Raw genomic sequence first — 15,358 nt, forward strand, 5'->3', positions numbered from 1 at the left:
GTATTTAAAAATGAAAAAATTTTCAATTGTTATTGCAGGCGGAGGAAGTACTTTTACACCAGGGATCGTATTGATGTTGTTGGATAATCTGGATAAATTTCCCATTCGACAAATCAAGTTTTACGACAATTTGGAAGAACGCCAAAATCACGTCGCAAGTGCCTGCGAGATTTTGCTAAAGGAACGCGCACCAGAAATCAACTTTGTCGCTACGACAGATCCCGAGGCGGCATTTACTGATGTGGATTTCGTGATGGCACATATCCGTGTTGGTCTGTATGCGATGCGAGAAAAAGATGAAAAGATTCCATTGAAATACGGTGTCGTGGGTCAAGAAACTTGCGGGCCTGGCGGAATTGCTTATGGGATGCGTTCAATTGGCGGCGTATTGGAATTAGTCGATTACATGGAACAGTATTCACCAGATGCTTGGATGTTGAACTATTCAAATCCGGCAGCAATCGTAGCTGAGGCGACGAGAAAATTAAGACCTACATCCAAAATCATCAACATCTGCGATATGCCTGTGGGTATCGAAGAGCGAATGGCGCATTCAATCGGTTTATCTTCACGTAAAGAGATGGTCGTTCGCTATTACGGCTTGAACCATTTTGGCTGGTGGACAGATATTCGTGATAAAGAAGGCAATGATTTAATGCCTCAGATCAAAGCACATGTGAAGGATCATGGGTATTCGTTACCAGAAGAAATCGAAGAATCTCAACACACCGATGCAAGCTGGATGCATACTTTTGCGAAAGCGAAAGACGTGTATGCGTTAGACCCGGATACATTACCAAATACGTATTTGAAATATTATTTCTATCCGCAAGATGAAGTAGCCCACGCCAATCCAGAATTTACACGAGCAAATGAAGTGATGGCCGGCAGAGAGCAGCACGTATTCAGCGAATGTGATCGCATTGCGGAGGCAGGCACCGCTGAAGAAACGTCTTTAGAGGTGGATGAGCACGCAAGCTACATTGTGGATTTGGCTCGAGCAATTGCCTACAACACACACGAAAGAATGCTATTGATCGTACCAAATGAAGGGGCCATCGTTAACTTTGATGAGACAGCCATGGTTGAAGTCCCTTGTGTTGTTGGAAGCAACGGTCCAGAGCCGCTTACCCAAGGAAAGATTCCGCGTTTCCAAAAAGGATTGATGGAGCAGCAGGTCGCGGTAGAAAAATTGGTCGTAGAGGCGTGGGAAGAAAAATCTTACCAAAAGCTGTACCAAGCATTGTCTCTATCACGAATCGTTCCAAATGCGCGGATCGCAAAAGAATTATTGGATGATCTGATTGAAGCCAATAAAGATTTCTGGCCAGAACTGAAATAGTTTGTGTGAAATAAAGCTACTTTTCTCCTCCTTCACGTATAATAGTGTAGGAGGGGGAATTTTATGACATTAGAACAATTGATCCATCAGCATTTAGAAGAACTTAGTGAATTGGATAAAGATATTTTACAATTCATTCTTGCAAATCCTGAGCAGGTCCAATCGTCAGGCATCATGGAATTGGCAACGATGGTCCATGCATCAAAATCATCGGTCTTACGAACAACAAAGAAGCTCGGATTCTCTGGATATTCAGAATTGAAGTATTTCTTGCGTCATTCGGAAGCCAATGAGCAAACAGAGACGAACGAAAAAGATATTTTTGAAAAACAATTTGACGACATCAAAAAGACATTGGAATATATGCACTCTGTGAATCTAGAACCCATCAATGAGATGTTCGATAAAAGTCAGATCATCTACTGTTACGCGACGGGTTTTTCACAAAAAAATGCGATCGATGAATTTTATAAGATGATGCTGCATGTCGACAAACGAGTATTGGTTTTACCGAATAAAACAGAACTGGATATGGTCATGCCGATCATCACTAAAAACGATTGTGTCATTGTGGCCTCTCTCAGTGGTGAGACGGATGAGATCAAAGAAAATCTGACGGCCTTTGAAGTTCGAAAAATCCCTGTGCTGAGCGTTACTGCAATAGGAGACAATTATTTTGCAAGACACAGCACGTTCCATTTGAATTATTATTGTGATTATTTTGTGGTAGGTAGAAGACACACGCAGGCACAATCGCTGATTGGATTAAACTGTTTGATGGACTATTTAAGCCGATCCTATAGTGTCTATACCCTTGATAAGGGCGAGACAGTTGCCACAGACAATTAGCCGGTCGCTTATAAAGAAAAGACATTTACAAGTAAGCAAAGACAGTTGAAGAAGGAGTGAAAAAAAATGATAGCGCTTAAATCATTTAGAATAAAGAGGAATGTATTGTTAGGCTATTGGATTTTGGTCCCAAGTCTCTTTTACTTCTATTTATTCTTAATAAGTTTTCATCAGCAACTAAGTATCCAAGAGCTTATTACACAAATCCCCGGACTGGCACTGGCTTTTCTAGTTTCTTTTGTGACGCTTTTTCAGGCGGCCTGTCTTTATTTCATTGGTCATGAGAAGGCCAATAGTGGGAATTTAGAAAAGCAGTTTTTGACCTTTAGTATGGTTCAGCAAATTCTAACAGGGAATATTATTGGTGCGGGATTGTGCTATTTTTATAATAAACAGTTGTTTTCTGGAGAAGAGAATCCTTCGCAAAGGACAAAACTACTTTTTTATTCCATTTTTGGCTTTGTTAGTCTGATCAGTTTAGTCATTTTGATGATCGCGATTCGCATGAGAGGAGTACACGTATGATTTCATTTTTTAAAAAGAAAATTCCTAAAATTTTCAGCCCAATTGCTGGTCGCTTGACACCTTTATCAGAAGTAAATGATCCTGTTTTTTCTGAAGGAATGATGGGACCGGGATTTGCAATAGAACCTGAAGCGGGCGAGCTGTATTCTCCGATAGAAGGTGTAGTAACCAGTATCTTTCCTACAAAGCATGCGATCGGTCTTAAGAGAAAAGACGGAAAAGAGCTCTTGATCCACATCGGAATCGATACGGTGGAGTTGAATGGTGAAGGCTTTAATATTTTTGTTCATGAAGCAGAGAAGGTGACGCCGCAAACGAAGCTTGCTGAGATTGATCTGGCGTATTTGCAACAGCAAGGAAAAGGGAAAACCATCATGGTCCTTTTTCCTGAGGATACACAAACGTATTCCGTAGCAGAAAAAGTAGTAGCTGCGGGAGAAGAACTTTCGTTATAATTTTAAAGAAATGAGAGAACTACTTAGGGCATGATCAAAATAGATCATGCCCATTTTGTATGTATCGAAGACGGAATTTTTTCTAAATTTGGTATAGAAAATCTTTTTCTTTTCTCTCTTAGGCGAAATCGTTATACTAAATTGGTAGTAGAAAAGAGGGGAATCGGCATGATAACGTTAGCAGATACAACAGCAACAGAAGAATTAGGAAAAATCATTGGAGTGGCAGCGAATCCAAGCAATAATCTGGTATTGACTGGAGATCTTGGTGCAGGAAAAACAACACTGACTAAAGGCATCGCTTTGGGGTTAGGGATTGACCAAATGATCAAAAGTCCTACCTATACGATTATTCGTGAGTATCAACAGGGACGGTTGCCGCTGTATCATATGGACGTGTACCGTATCGAGTCAGGTGCGGATGATTTAGGATTGGATGATTATTTTGAAGGCGATGGTCTTTCTGTGATTGAATGGGGGCAGCAATTGGGCGATTATATGCCAGAAGATTATCTGGAGCTGCTCTTATCTAAGGACGATCAAGATGAGAATCTGAGAAGGGGCGAGTTGCTGGCGAATGGTGAGCGATCAGAGCGATTCAAAGAACGCATCTTGAAAGCGTGGGAAACAAAATGAGTGAAGTCGAAATAACTTTGAGAGAAGCGATTCCGGAGGATGCGGCGGACTTATTAAAGGTGAGTCGTCAAATCGCGAAGGAAACCGATTTTTTGATCATGGATGAGGCTGGTTTAGGTTTAGATGAAGAGCTATTGGAGCTGCAATTGGCGAATCTTTACGAGAGTGAAAATAACGTCCTCTTATTAGCTCTTGCAGATGATCGAATTGTTGGGATGGCATCGGTCAAAGCAGGACCAGAGTACACAGTCGCTCATATTGGAGAAATGGGTATCAGTGTTTTGAAAGAGTTCTGGGGAATTGGACTTGGATCTGCTTTATTAGATGAAGTCATTTATTGGAGTGAGAATGCCTCGCCACTTCGACGATTGGAATTGACCGTTCAAAAAAGAAATGAACGAGCGATCCATTTGTATCAAAAGTTTGGTTTTGAAACGGAAGCCACGATGGCGCGTGGCGCTCGGGATGCACAAGGGGAATTTTTAGAGGTTCTATTAATGAGTAAATTGATTCATTAAAAAAAAGCGAAGCAGCGTGCTTCGCTTTAAAGGAATTATCGAATGGAATCACCGACTACATCGGCAAGACTAATTTTTTTAGAGGATCAACGCCAAAGTGATCTTCTTGATAAAGAAGGATTTTGGCACACGCACGACTATCCTCTAAGGCATCGTGGTGATGTTCTAATGGGATGTTCAGTTCTTCGCAGACCGTGTTCAATCGATGGTTTGCCATTTCAGGAAACAAGCGGCGGCTGGATCGCACGGTGCAAAGTGAAAGATAGGACGGCTGCTCTAACTGATAATATTCTAGACAGCCAGCTAAAACTTTCGTATCAAAACCAGCATTATGAGCGACGATCAAGCGATTTTCCTTGTAGTAATGCTGGATCTCTTGCCATACTTCAGGAAATTTCGGCGCATTTTCCACATCTTCAGGATGGATACCGTGGATTTGGATGTTCTTCCAGTAAAACTCAGTCTCTGGTTTGATCAAGGAATAATATTCGCCAACAATCTGGCTGTTTTTCACCATTACCAGCGCAAGGGAACACGCGCTGTGGGTTTGGTAATTGGCTGTTTCAAAGTCCATTGCGATAAAATTCAACAGGTTCACCTCTTCGCCATTGTTTTAACCTATTTTTTTCAGCGGCGAAAGTCTTGGGGTCAAATTTTCACTCTTTCTTAAAGAGTAATATCGAGTTCGACCGGGCAATGATCGCTGCCGAAAATTTCGGTATGAATTTTTGCCTCTTCCAGCTTGTCTTTTAAGTCCTCAGAGACAACAAAATAATCGATGCGCCATCCGGCATTGTTTTTACGGGCATTGAAGCGGTAACTCCACCATGAATAAATGCCTTCTTGATCCGGGTAGAAGTAGCGGAACGTATCGATGTAGCCATTCTCTAATAAGATACTGAATTTTTCGCGTTCTTGCGGTGTAAAACCAGCATTTTTTTGATTGGTTTTCCAATTTTTTAAATCGATGTTTTCGTGAGCCACATTTAAATCGCCACAGAAAATAACCGGTTTTTTCGCTTTTAAGCCGTTTAGATACTGTAGGAAAGCTTCTTCCCATGTCATGCGGTAGTCTAGACGCTTTAATTCATTTTGGGAATTGGGCGTATAGCAAGTAACGACATAGTATTCAGGGTATTCTAAGGTAATTAATCGGCCTTCTTGATCGTGTTCTTCCATGCCGAGGCCATACGTCACAGTCATTGGTTCATGCTTCGTAAAGATTGCTGTACCGGAGTAGCCTTTCTTTTCCGCATAGTTCCAGTATTCATAGTAGCCTGGCAGGTCCATCTCGATTTGACCTTCCTGTAATTTGGTTTCTTGCAGACAGAAAAAATCGGCATCGAGTTCATTAAAAACGTCCATAAAGTTTTTTTTCATTACGGCACGTAATCCATTGACGTTCCAAGAAATTAATTTCACGGTTCATTCCTCCATACATTATAAAGTGATCATCGAATTAATTGTATCGAAAAAGAGTAAGAAAGCAAAGCAGTTGAGCGTATTTGTCAGTTGACAGTTCTTAAAAAATAGATTGAAAAGAGGGAATACCTATGAAAATCGGAGTAATCGGGATCGGCGGGATCGCAAAAAAAGCCTACTTGCCTACCTATGCGAAAATGCGTCAGGATACGGAGTTTATTTTTGCGACACGGAATGAAGAGGTTCGCCGCAACATTTCAGAGAAATATGGGTTTACTGAAACAGTAGCGACAATTGATGAGTTACTAGGAAAAACGATCGATGCTTGTTTCATCCACGTCGCAACAAAGGTGCATTTTGAAATCGCTAAAAAATGTTTAGAAGCTGGGGTTGCCGTATTTATGGACAAGCCTGTCAGCGAAGAGCTGCAAGAAGTGAAACAGCTTCAGGAATTAGCCAAGGAGAAGCAGCTATTGTTTATGGTGGGATTCAATCGTCGGTTTGCGCCAATGGTAGATCAACTGAAGCAATTGCCACAAAAACGGGTGATCCATCTAGAAAAGAATGAGCCTGCTCATGGCATGAATGCCCAGTATGGAATTTATGATTTGTTCATTCATTTGGTGGATACAGCGGTTTATTTACTGGATGATGAGATCATGAGTGTCCATTCGAAGATTCGGGAAGAACAGGGTCAGATGACCTATGCACAGCTGCAACTGTCCACTGCAACAACAGAGTGTCTGTTATCCATGGATCTGATGAGCGGCGGCAAAATGGAACGCTACCACGTTAGTTCGTCGGAACAAACAATGATCCTCGATCAATTGACGGAGCTGACGATCAAGCGTGGTCAAGCAGAAGAAAGTCAACGTTTTGGTGACTGGACAACGACATTGGAAAAACGCGGGTTTGAACAATTAGTCGAGGCCTTTATCGGCAGCTTGAAGGGACAAACGATTGATTTGCGTCAAGAAAATATTTTATTAAGTCATGAGCTGTGTGATCAAATGCTTCGTCAACACATCCGCCATCAATTATAAGGGGTGGTAAGTTTTTTTCTTGCGTGCTAAAATAGCAAGGATGTTTGAAAAATTTACCCGTATCGAACGAGAAAGGCTTATCAAAGTGAAAACAATAGACATAACGAACACACTACCTAATTTGAAAATTCTTTTGGATGAACCTTTAATGAATTATACGTTTACAAAAACTGGCGGACCAGTGGACGCTCTAGCATTTCCGAAAGACAAAGAAGAAGTCAAATCTTTAGTGGATTATTGCCGCGAACAGGACATTCCTTGGATCGTCTTGGGCAATGCCAGCAACTTGATCGTCAAAGACGGCGGGATTCGAGGTGTCGTCATCATGTTGACAGAGATGACCTCGATCCGTGTAGAAGAGGATACGATCACTGCTCAAGCAGGTGCCAAGCTGATTGATACGACCTATGTTGCTTTGGATCATTCTTTGACAGGCTTTGAATTTGCTTGTGGTATCCCAGGTAGCATCGGGGGAGCAGTCTTCATGAATGCAGGTGCCTACGATGGTCAATTGCAAGATGTCTTTGAATCTGTAGATGTTTTACTCGCGGACGGAACCTTTGAAACGTGGTACAAGGACCAAATGAACTTTGCTTATCGGCATTCAGCGATCCAAGAGCAGCCAGCGATCGTGCTAAGCGCTAATTTTAGATTGGCATCTGGCGATCATACACAGATTGAAAAACGAATGGCTGAATTAACAGAATTGCGTGAGCTGAAACAGCCATTGGAATACCCTTCATGCGGCAGTGTCTTTAAACGTCCGGTGGGACATTTTACAGGAAAGCTGATCCAAGATGCTGGTTTGCAGGGATTGATCTGGGGCGGTGCGCAAATCTCTGAAAAGCACGCTGGCTTCATCGTCAATATCGACAATGCTACAGCAACGGATTATATTGAGTTGATCGTCCATATTCAAAAAACGATCAAAGAAAAATTCGATGTGACATTAGAGACGGAAGTTCGGATTCTTGGGGAAGAGCCAAAATAAAAAATGCTTGAAAGAACTCATTGAGAGATTCTTTCAAGCATTTTTTTATTTCTTCATTAAGCGTAGCAAGACGGCACAAACGCCCATGGTGGCAACTCCAGCAACGATAGCTTCAACCAAGCCGCTGCCAAAAATGATACCAAGGATCACGCCGTAAACAGCATTGGCGGTCACTTGCAGCACATCTGCGTAGCTGTTTTTAAAGAAAAAGAAGATCAAATTCATGACTAAGATCGTATTCGTCATTGATCCAGCCAGTCCGGCGATGAATAAGCTGACTGGACGGACTTTTTCTTTCAATAAGCGGTGCAGTCCTTTATAAACAAAGTAAGGAACAACACCGATCAAAATTCGAGGGACGATCGCAACGATGACGGCACGCCAATCACCATGATTTGTCAAAGGGTTGGCGATAAAGGGTGAGAAAACAAAGGACATCGGCGTAATTACGACAGTCGCTCGAGCCAGACTGATTACACCAAATATGGCACCGAGTCCTGCACCGATACGCGGGCCCAATACGATCGAAGCGATGATCACTGGAATATGCATCGTAGTCGCATTGATAGGACCAATCGGGATAAAACCAAGTGGGGTGACCGCCAAAATGATCATGATGGCTAAAAACATCGCAGTCAACGTAAAATCTTTAACATTTCGCTCTTTCATGTGTTACTCCTTTAGTTTTGAATTTACCAGGTGCACGATATCAGAAACATTTGCTAATGCCCCGCGGCCATAATCTCCGCAAGCAAGCAGCGCTTCCCGTGGTTCTATTTCATGATACCCTACATCTTTCAATGTTGCGATGTTTCGTTGGACGATCGGATTTTGATACATATACGTATTCATTGCTGGCGCGAGAATCTTGGGTGTATCGGGTAAAAGTGCCAAAGCAACGGTAGATAATAGATCATCTGCGATCCCATTGGCTAGTTTACCGATCGTGTTAGCAGAAGCAGGCGCGACCAAGAAGAGATCGGCTTCTTTTGCCAAAGCGATATGGTTGATCAATGCGGCATCCGGCTCTTCCATCACGTCTGTATGGACGCGGCGATGAGACAAGGATTGAATCGTTAAGGGTGTGATGAATTTTGTGCTGCTCTCAGTCATAAGAACATCTAATTGATAACCCATTTTAGTCAATTCATTCGTAATATCTGCTGCCTTATAGGCGGAGATGCTGCCGCTGACCCCTAGTAAGATAGTTTTCATTTTGCTTCCTCCAGTTTCAGGACTTCTTGAGTGATCAATTCCGCAATTTCTGATTTCGTCTGTGCTTCCTTCACTTTTTGATGGGCGTCGATCAAGTAGCCATGGTGTTTTTCGCCGCGAATCTCCGCGAGATCGTTAGCTAAAATAAAATCAGCGTGGTTCTTTTTGAGGCTTTCTTTAGCAACATTCAACAACTCGATCATCGGAACATCCACCAAGAGCTTAAACCCAACTAAAATTGTTTCAGGCTGCAATGTTTTGATCAGTGAAATGATTTTTGGATTTTTCTTTAAAACAATCACCAAATGCTCGGTATCTGAGGAGATTTTTTTCTCTGTTCGCTGATTGGCGATATCGGACAATGATTTTGGCAAATTTGTCGGATTGTCTGCAATTACCGTTTCTAAATCCTCTAATGTCACGGAACTTTCAGGTGTGAAATCACTGACGGCCATACTGTGAATGACGGCAGCGTACGTATGCTCTGTCATTAGTTCCGTTATCTTTTTTTCTAGATCCACGGTTGATTCGATGATGTGGATGTGGAACGACGCACCCTCAGGCTTAACTGCATGGCGGGTAGTGATCAGATCGATCGTTGCCCCTTTTTCTGCAAAACTTTCTGCTAGGGCTTTGCCAAGCTTACCGCTGGAGTGATTCGTGATTGCGCGGACATCATCGATTTTTTCTGACGTACCACCTGATGTTATTAAGACTCTCACTACTGTTTTCCTCCTAATGCAACGATTGTGCGGCCCACGTGGTTGCCGTCCAAAAGGTCATCCGCTGTTTCCTGCACCTGTAACAATTCAATTTGTTGGACTTGGAAATGTTTCGGCAGTGACCACTCTGTTGCCATTTTGCTCCAAAGCTTTTGACGTTGCGCCATTGATGCTTCTACGGAGTCGATGCCTAATAAATTAACACCACGCAGGATAAAAGGCAAGACAGTCGTATTCAACTTGATGCCGCCAGCATTTCCGCAAAGAGCCACGCTGCCGCCATAGTGGATGAATGGAAGAATCTGAGCAAGAGTGTCGCCGCCAACAGTATCTATAGCAAAATCGAAACGCTGCTTATTCAATGGGCGACTTTTTTCAGGAAACAAGTCCTCTGGTGACAGCACCGAAGTCGCACCTAATTGGGTTAAGTAGTCTGCTTGATCCTTTTTACGGCTCAATGCCACGATTTCTTTACAGCCGATTTGCTTCAAAAAGTGTAGCGCAAAACCGCCTACACCGCCTGTTGCACCAGTGACCAGTACAGAGCTGTCTGAGTTTAATCCATGAGCAAGCAGGGCATCGACTGACAATGCTGCCGTAAACCCGGCAGTCCCAAAGGTCATGGACTGCTTTTCAGTCAATTCTTTGGGTAGCTTAACGCACCAAGCAGCAGGGACGACCGCTAACTCACTCAAACCGCCGTCTTGTTTGACCCCTAAACCATAGCCGGTAACGATGACGGTATCACCAATCTCAAGACTAGTATCGGCTGTTTCAATGACCTTTCCTGCAAGATCGATACCGGGCGTCATAGGATAGCCGCTCAAAACACCTGTGTTCATTTTTGTTGCTAAAGCGTCTTTGTAATTTATGCCGGAATAACTGACAGCGATCAATACGTCTCCTTGATCCACCTCGGGTTTTGAAAAAGTTTCAATTTTTGTGTGAACGGTCTCATCTTTGACCACACGTAAACGGTGATACTCGGTCATGGCGCGTCCTCCTAAGGAATTATTTTATCATGATAAAATCCATTTTTTCATTACTATTATCTTAGCGGAAATAGAAGAAAAAGCAAATTTCTTTTCTCTTTTATTTCTATAAAACTCTCCTAAGAAAATGGGTCGAAACGCTTGATTTTTACTAAAAAGTTCGTATACTTGAATGGTGCTATTAAACATGAAGTTTACTATTAGCAAACTTGCGAAAAAAGTGGAACGAAAAAAGGAGTGAGACGATGGAAATTGGTGAGAAGCTGCGTAATTTAAGGATTCAAAAAAATTTGACTCAAGAAGAACTAGGGGAGCGAACCGATCTTTCCAAAGGCTACATCTCTCAATTAGAGCGCGACTTGAGTTCTCCTTCCATGGAGACTTTTTTTGATATTTTAGAAGTTTTAGGGGTGACACCCGCTGAATTTTTCAAACAAAAAACAGGGGATCAAAAAATTGTCTACAAAGACGAAGACACAACTTTTTACAGTGATGCTGAACACGGGTACCATATTAAATGGTTGATCCCGGAATCCAACGAGAAAGAGATGGAGCCGATTTTACTGACGTTAGAAAAAAAAGGTCAGTACAAACAGTTCACGCCTTCATTGTCAGAAACATTTATTTATGTATTAGAAGGAAAAGTAGCCCTGCAATTTGGCGAAACCTTATATGAAGCGGAAAAGGGCGAAAGTATTTATTACGAAGCCAGCAAGCCCCACCGCCTGCAAAATCAAGCGACAGGAATCAGTAAAGTTCTGATCGTCGCAACAGAATCTTATTTATAGAAGAAGGACGTGAAGTCATGGCAAACACAATTATTTCATTTAAAGAGGTCATTAAACGATACGACGATGATGAGCCTGTATTGAAAAAAATCGACTTTGATATCGAGGAAGGGCGTTTTTATACTTTATTGGGTCCATCAGGGTGTGGAAAAACAACGATTTTGAGAATTATCGCCGGTTTCACTGACGTAAGTGAAGGCGATATTCTTTTTGAAGGAAAACGAATGAATGACATCCCAGCGAACAAACGTCAGGTAAACACTGTCTTTCAAGATTACGCGCTATTTCCCCACATGAATGTGTTTGACAATGTCGCATTTGGATTAAAAATCAAGAAAATGTCGAAAAAAGAAATCGAGAAGAAAGTGCTTGAGGCGCTGCAATTGGTTCAATTGCCTGGCTATGAAAATCGGGAAATCACCGAGATGTCTGGCGGTCAGCGCCAACGGGTCGCAATTGCTCGGGCAATCGTCAATGAACCGAAGATTTTGTTATTAGATGAACCTTTATCTGCATTGGATTTGAAATTGCGCACAGACATGCAATATGAATTGCGTGCGCTGCAAAAACGTTTAGGGATTACCTTTATCTTTGTGACTCACGACCAAGAGGAAGCGTTGGCGATGAGTGACGAGATCTTTGTCATGAACAAAGGGAAGATCGTACAAAGCGGCACACCAGTTGATATTTATGACGAGCCGATCAATCATTTTGTTGCGGACTTTGTCGGAGAGAGCAATATCGTTGCCGGCGAGATGGTAGAAGACAATTTAGTGAAATTCGTCGGGAAAGAGTTCGAGTGTGTCGATGGCGGGATGCGGCCAAATGAACCGGTGGAAGTAGTCTTGCGCCCAGAGGATCTGACCCTGACGACGCCAGAAAAAGGAAAATTGGTTGTTACCGTGGATACACAATTGTTCCGCGGCGTTCACTATGAGATGAACTGCATCGATGCAGACGGCAATGAGTGGATGGTCCATTCGACTAAGAAAGCGAAAAAGGGTAGTCAAGTTGGTCTGTCCTTTGAACCAGAGGATATTCACGTCATGCGCTTCAATGAAAGTGAAGAAGACTTTGAAGCACGCTTAGACAGTTATGAGGATTAGGAGGCAAAAAGAATGAAAAATATACGTCGTTTTTACTCGATCCCTTATTTCTTCTGGCTAGTGTTCTTTGTGATCGCCCCTGTGATTTTGATCGTTTATCAATCGTTTTTTGATATGAACGGCAATTTTACGTTGAGTAACTATCACACGTATCTGACCTCAAAAACGTATTTGATGATGACGGTCAATTCGGTGATGTTCGCCTTTTTGATCACTGCGATGACGCTTTTGATCAGCTATCCAACGGCTTACTTTTTGGCAAAGCTGAAGCACCGTCAGTTGTTGTTACTGTTGGTGGTGTTACCTACTTGGATCAATTTATTGTTAAAAGCGTACGCCTTCATTGGGATTTTCAGTGCCAATGGGTCGGTCAATGACTTTCTAAGTTTTATTGGCATTGGACAAAAACAGCTGCTGTTCACGGATTTTAGTTTCATGTTTGTAGCGGCCTATATCGAGTTGCCGTTTATGATCATGCCGATTTTTAATGCGCTGGAAGAAATCAATCCTTCTCTGATCAGTGCCAGCAGAGACTTGGGCGCGAACAATGTTGACACGTTTCGCCGCGTGATTTTCCCGCTTTCGTTGAATGGCGTGAAAAGCGGTGTGCAGGCTGTCTTCATTCCGTCGCTTTCATTGTTCATGTTGACACGACTGATCGGCGGAAATCGAGTCATCACATTGGGTACGGCAATCGAAGAACATTTCCTTGTGACGCAAAATTGGGGGATGGGCTCGACGATCGGTGTCATTTTGATCGTCGCGATGTTTATCGTGATGATGCTGACAGGTGAAAAACGGAAGGGGGGTCGAGTGAAATGAGAAGAAGAACGTTCTCTTGGGCCAATGTCTATTTGATCTTTGTATTTGTTCTATTATATATCCCGATTTTTTACTTGATCTTTTATTCGTTTAATCAAGGTGGGAACATGAGTACCTTTACGGGGTTCACGTGGGAGCATTACGAGAATCTCTTTTCGGACCGTCGGCTGATCGGTATCGTTGTACAAACATTCGTGTTAGCCTTTCTGTCCGCCTTACTTGCGACAGTTATCGGGACGTTCGGAGCAATGGGGATTTATTATACACGCAAACGAAATTCACGGAATGTGCTGCTAGGCCTCAACAATATTTTGATGGTGTCGCCGGATGTCATCATAGGGGCCAGTTTCTTGATTTTATTTACAATGCTGGGGAGTGTATTAAAGAACTTTCAACTGGGATTTTTCAGTGTGCTGCTCTCCCATGTGGCCTTTAGTATTCCCATCGTTGTTCTGATGGTTTTACCTAAATTAAAGGAAATGAATGATTCTATGATCGATGCGGCGCGTGACTTAGGGGCAAATAATAGGCAGGTCTTGTCCAACATTATTTTGCCCTTCCTGACGCCTGGAATCATCGCAGGCTATTTCATGGCGTTCACGTATTCGCTGGATGATTTTGCAGTGACCTTCTTTGTAACGGGGAACGGGTTCACTACCTTGTCTGTAGAGATCTATTCGCGGGCACGACAAGGGATCAGTTTGGAAATCAATGCCTTGTCTACGCTTGTGTTCATTTTCTCTCTCTTGTTAGTCGTGGGCTACTACTTTATTAGTCGCGATACTTCGAAGAAAGCACGGAAACGCAAGCGTGAATTCGAGGAGGTGGCAGTGCTGAAATGAGGAAACTACACTCTCTTTTTATCGGCGTGATCGCCATTATTCTCTTACTGACTTTCATGGTGGTGCGTTTGAACCACTCCTCCAACGCGAGCTCTAAAGTGCTGAATATCTATAACTGGGGAGATTATATCGACCCTGATTTGATCAAGCAATTTGAAAAAGAGTACGGCTATAAGGTCAATTATGAGACTTTTGACTCCAACGAAGCTATGGAAGCAAAAATCAAGCAGGGCGGTACAGCCTATGATATCGCGATTCCTAGCGAATACATGATCCAAAAAATGAAAAAAGAAAAATTATTGCTGCCTTTGGATCATTCCAAGATTCATGGGTTGGAAAATATCGATCCACGTTTCTTAGATTTGGATTTTGACAAAGATAATAAGTACTCGATTCCTTATTTCTGGGGAACCTTGGGGATCGTGTACAACGATAAATTTGTTTCTAGCGATAAAATCAAGCATTGGGATGATTTGTGGCGTCCGGAATTAAAAAATAATATCATGCTGATCGATGGTGCCCGGGAAGTGATGGGCTTGTCATTAACAAGCTTGGGCCATTCAATCAACAGCAAGGACATAACGCAATTGAATCAGGCAATCAAAAAATTGAGCGGATTGACCCCAAATGTGAAAGCAATCGTGGCGGATGAAATTAAGATGTATATGGCAAATGAAGAAAGTGCCGTCGCGGTGACTTTTTCAGGGGAAGCGGCAGACATGATGTCTGAGAACGAGCACCTGCACTATGTGATTCCGCCGGAGGGCTCGAATCTTTGGTTCGATAATATCGTGATTCCCAAAACGTCTAAAAACCAAGAAGGGGCCTACGACTTTATCAACTTCATGCTGAAGCCAGAAGCAGCGAAACAAAATGCGGAGTACATCGGCTATTCCACACCAAATAAAAAGGCGCTGGCGATGCTGCCAAAAAGCATTTCTGGGGATAAGCAATTTTACCCCGACGATGCGACCATCAGTCATTTGGAGGTTTATAAAGATCTAGGTCCGAAGTATTTAGGGATCTATAATGATCTGTATTTGGAATTTAAGATGTATCGTAAATAAAGAAAAAAATCAAAGCACGGAGA

19 protein-coding genes are annotated in these 15,358 nt (G+C 42.6%); 13 read left to right on the top strand and 6 right to left on the bottom strand.

The genetic code is table 11. The features are described 5' to 3' along the window. Positions 1-10: 10 nt before the first annotated feature. The 6 genes from I592_RS05015 to I592_RS05040 all read left to right on the top strand — a co-directional run bounded on the left by I592_RS05015 (position 11) and on the right by I592_RS05040 (position 4,325). Positions 11-1,342 (top strand): 6-phospho-alpha-glucosidase, encoded by a 1,332-nt coding sequence (locus tag I592_RS05015; protein ID WP_010781305.1) that lies wholly within the window; start codon positions 11-13, stop codon positions 1,340-1,342. Between the two features lie 63 nt (positions 1,343-1,405). Then, positions 1,406-2,191 carry a MurR/RpiR family transcriptional regulator gene (locus tag I592_RS05020; RefSeq protein ID WP_010781304.1) on the top strand — a complete coding sequence of 262 codons (786 nt, stop codon included), beginning with the start codon at positions 1,406-1,408 and terminating at the stop codon, positions 2,189-2,191. A 66-nt stretch (positions 2,192-2,257) separates the two neighbouring features. Then, entirely contained in the window at positions 2,258-2,716 is a 459-nt protein-coding gene (locus tag I592_RS05025; protein WP_010781303.1) for a hypothetical protein, read from the top strand. Further along, positions 2,713-3,171, top strand: coding sequence for a PTS sugar transporter subunit IIA (locus I592_RS05030; RefSeq protein ID WP_010781302.1), 459 nt, complete (start codon positions 2,713-2,715; stop codon positions 3,169-3,171). Before I592_RS05025 ends, I592_RS05030 begins: the two co-directional genes overlap by 4 nt. A gap of 168 nt (positions 3,172-3,339) precedes the next feature. Next, complete coding sequence (tsaE, locus tag I592_RS05035) at positions 3,340-3,807, top strand: tRNA (adenosine(37)-N6)-threonylcarbamoyltransferase complex ATPase subunit type 1 TsaE (RefSeq protein ID WP_010781301.1); 468 nt, start codon at positions 3,340-3,342, stop codon at positions 3,805-3,807. After that, positions 3,804-4,325, top strand: coding sequence for a GNAT family N-acetyltransferase (locus I592_RS05040; protein WP_010781300.1), 522 nt, complete (start codon positions 3,804-3,806; stop codon positions 4,323-4,325). The genes tsaE and I592_RS05040 overlap by 4 nt, the downstream gene beginning before the upstream one ends. A gap of 55 nt (positions 4,326-4,380) precedes the next feature. Here I592_RS05040 and I592_RS05045 read toward each other — a convergent pair whose 3' ends face one another. Together I592_RS05045 and I592_RS05050 are read right to left on the bottom strand one after the other, a co-directional pair. Then, on the bottom strand, positions 4,381-4,914 hold the full coding sequence (locus I592_RS05045) for a 3'-5' exonuclease (RefSeq protein ID WP_010781299.1): 534 nt from the start codon (positions 4,912-4,914) through the stop codon (positions 4,381-4,383). Between the two features lie 77 nt (positions 4,915-4,991). Continuing rightward, entirely contained in the window at positions 4,992-5,747 is a 756-nt protein-coding gene (locus I592_RS05050; protein ID WP_010781298.1) for an exodeoxyribonuclease III, read from the bottom strand. A gap of 131 nt (positions 5,748-5,878) precedes the next feature. Between I592_RS05050 and I592_RS05055 the strand changes: the two genes are divergently transcribed. After that, positions 5,879-6,790 (top strand): Gfo/Idh/MocA family protein, encoded by a 912-nt coding sequence (locus I592_RS05055; protein ID WP_010781297.1) that lies wholly within the window; start codon positions 5,879-5,881, stop codon positions 6,788-6,790. An 85-nt stretch (positions 6,791-6,875) separates the two neighbouring features. Next, on the top strand, positions 6,876-7,781 hold the full coding sequence (gene murB, locus I592_RS05060; protein WP_044926444.1) for a UDP-N-acetylmuramate dehydrogenase: 906 nt from the start codon (positions 6,876-6,878) through the stop codon (positions 7,779-7,781). Between the two features lie 45 nt (positions 7,782-7,826). Here murB and I592_RS05065 read toward each other — a convergent pair whose 3' ends face one another. Genes I592_RS05065 through I592_RS05080 form a run of 4 tightly spaced genes read right to left on the bottom strand, consistent with a single transcriptional unit; the run spans position 7,827 to position 10,710 of the window. Next, entirely contained in the window at positions 7,827-8,450 is a 624-nt protein-coding gene (locus I592_RS05065; RefSeq protein WP_010781295.1) for an ECF transporter S component, read from the bottom strand. Positions 8,451-8,453: 3 nt separating this feature from the next. Then, positions 8,454-8,996 (bottom strand): phosphopantothenoylcysteine decarboxylase, encoded by a 543-nt coding sequence (coaC, locus tag I592_RS05070; RefSeq protein ID WP_010781294.1) that lies wholly within the window; start codon positions 8,994-8,996, stop codon positions 8,454-8,456. After that, on the bottom strand, positions 8,993-9,718 hold the full coding sequence (locus tag I592_RS05075) for a phosphopantothenate--cysteine ligase (protein WP_010781293.1): 726 nt from the start codon (positions 9,716-9,718) through the stop codon (positions 8,993-8,995). The genes coaC and I592_RS05075 overlap by 4 nt, the downstream gene beginning before the upstream one ends. Further along, positions 9,718-10,710 carry a YhdH/YhfP family quinone oxidoreductase gene (locus I592_RS05080; RefSeq protein ID WP_010781292.1) on the bottom strand — a complete coding sequence of 331 codons (993 nt, stop codon included), beginning with the start codon at positions 10,708-10,710 and terminating at the stop codon, positions 9,718-9,720. The genes I592_RS05075 and I592_RS05080 overlap by 1 nt, the downstream gene beginning before the upstream one ends. 245 nt (positions 10,711-10,955) lie before the next feature. Between I592_RS05080 and I592_RS05085 the strand changes: the two genes are divergently transcribed. Genes I592_RS05085 through I592_RS05105 form a run of 5 tightly spaced genes read left to right on the top strand, consistent with a single transcriptional unit; the run spans position 10,956 to position 15,335 of the window. Further along, a complete protein-coding gene (locus tag I592_RS05085) occupies positions 10,956-11,498 on the top strand; it encodes a helix-turn-helix domain-containing protein (RefSeq protein WP_010781291.1) in 543 nt (180 codons plus the stop codon). 17 nt (positions 11,499-11,515) lie between these two features. Continuing rightward, on the top strand, positions 11,516-12,604 hold the full coding sequence (locus I592_RS05090; RefSeq protein WP_010781290.1) for an ABC transporter ATP-binding protein: 1,089 nt from the start codon (positions 11,516-11,518) through the stop codon (positions 12,602-12,604). Between the two features lie 12 nt (positions 12,605-12,616). Next, positions 12,617-13,426: an ABC transporter permease gene (locus I592_RS05095; protein ID WP_010781289.1), complete on the top strand. Its 810-nt coding sequence runs from the start codon at positions 12,617-12,619 to the stop codon at positions 13,424-13,426. After that, positions 13,423-14,268, top strand: a complete 846-nt coding sequence (locus I592_RS05100; RefSeq protein ID WP_010781288.1) for an ABC transporter permease — start codon at positions 13,423-13,425, stop codon at positions 14,266-14,268. Before I592_RS05095 ends, I592_RS05100 begins: the two co-directional genes overlap by 4 nt. Then, entirely contained in the window at positions 14,265-15,335 is a 1,071-nt protein-coding gene (locus I592_RS05105; protein WP_010781287.1) for an ABC transporter substrate-binding protein, read from the top strand. Before I592_RS05100 ends, I592_RS05105 begins: the two co-directional genes overlap by 4 nt. The last annotated feature ends 23 nt before the right edge of the window (positions 15,336-15,358 follow it).

Source organism: Enterococcus gilvus ATCC BAA-350 (assembly GCF_000407545.1).
Classification (GTDB): domain Bacteria; phylum Bacillota; class Bacilli; order Lactobacillales; family Enterococcaceae; genus Enterococcus_A; species Enterococcus_A gilvus.